This window comes from Mesorhizobium sp. P5_C1, assembly GCF_054049815.1.
Map to the genome: position 1 here is coordinate 1 of NZ_JBFULQ010000935.1, position 1,397 is coordinate 1,397.

Annotated in this window: 2 protein-coding genes; both read left to right on the forward strand. The window is 58.3% G+C overall.

The window, feature by feature from the left end:
* Positions 1-98: 98 nt before the first annotated feature.
* Positions 99-773, forward strand: a complete 675-nt coding sequence (locus ACXJ7R_RS32735) for a hypothetical protein (RefSeq protein ID WP_457155413.1) — start codon at positions 99-101, stop codon at positions 771-773.
* Between the two features lie 161 nt (positions 774-934).
* On the forward strand, positions 935-1,397 hold a 463-nt coding region (locus ACXJ7R_RS32740; RefSeq protein ID WP_457155414.1), incomplete at its 3' end, for a hypothetical protein.

Genomic DNA, 1,397 nt, shown 5'->3' on the forward strand with positions numbered 1-1,397 from the left:
GGAGACGTACTTCTGGTTTCGCAAGAATTCGAGCAAGAGACCAGTCAGACACCCGAAACGCCTGGCGGCGACCAGGCCGGCAGCACAGGCAACGCAAAATGACGAATGTCGACCTACGGCAAATAGAGGATGTCGTCATCGCAATTTCAAGTGCCGAAAAACGCATCGTCGGCCTTACATCTGCCGAAAGCGATAGGCTCGTTGAATCGGTTGCCTGGGGCGCCGCGGAATTTCTGGCGCGGTCAGGCAGATCGGTGCTGCTCATCGATCTTCAACAGGTTATCCGTGAGAATCAAGGCTCTGCCAGCCCCCTCTCCGACATGCTTGGAGACAGAAACATCACCCACAAGCAGCAGGGCCTGGATGTCATCACGTTGACACCCGACCCGGAGAGCCGTTACGCGTTTGCCGACAGCGCTCAGCTTAGGACGATCCTGGAAGGTTTTCTTGAAGTCTACCAGTTCATTCTTCTCGAACTGGGACCGGTCCTTGCGGTTACGTCGGCTAAACTGAACCCACTGCCTCTGGGGGGTGCATGCGACTATCTTCTGCTGATCTGCCCTCGCGGCTCCACCAAACGGTCGCAGCTGCGAAGCGTCGTCGAGAAATTGAGGGCGGCGCGGTGCACCATTGGAGGCGTTATCCTAAACGAAGACCGTTATTCGAGCATGGGAGTTGAGATCGCGTCGATCGCCTCCTGGCTTCTCTGGCCCATGCCCCAGCTGCGGAGGCGCGTCCAGAATTGGGCCATAAACAGCGATCTACTCAACTGATGTTTGTCCGCTCCGCGATTCGCTACGGTGCGTCATCGGCCCAGCAGGATCGTCAGCAGACGCCGCGCCTTGGCGCCAGCCTAGGAAAGACCCGCCCAAGTCTTCTTCATGCCTGCCGTCCGGCAGCTGCCCCAATGCCGCGAATATAGGGCATCGCCGGCATGCGCGAAGAAGTCCTCCTCGCTGCCGCAATGACCATAGGCACATTGCTGCTTTGGGCCGTGTCGCCGAACCCGTTCGTGCCTCTTTTGGCTGCAGTGGCGCTGCTCAGCGTGGCGGCCGCCTTGTGGTTCCCGTCATTGACCCTGCTGCTGTTCGTGATCTTCTCAATGTTCCGCCTGCATGAAGTTTTCCCAGTTTTGCAGCCGCTGCAAATACCGCTTGCCTTGAGCGTACTCGGTCTCGCCTCCGTGGCATGGCACCTGGTGCTCTCCCGCCGCATCACGGCCTATTTTTCAGCGGAAATGAAGGCGCTCCTCGTTTTTGCACTTCTCGTCTCGCTTGGAGTCTTGACGGCGAAATCGCACGTGCTGGCGTATTCCTACTGGTCCGAGAATTTCATCAAGGTGATCCTTATCACGTTCGCACTCGGCTGGACATTGCGCGAACCGGCGGGTTTCAGGG

Bases quoted from the DNA above. Each gene is read 5' to 3' on its own strand.
- ACXJ7R_RS32735 (WP_457155413.1), top strand. From the start codon at position 99: ATGACGAATGTCGACCTACGGCAAATAGAGGATGTCGTCATCGCAATT.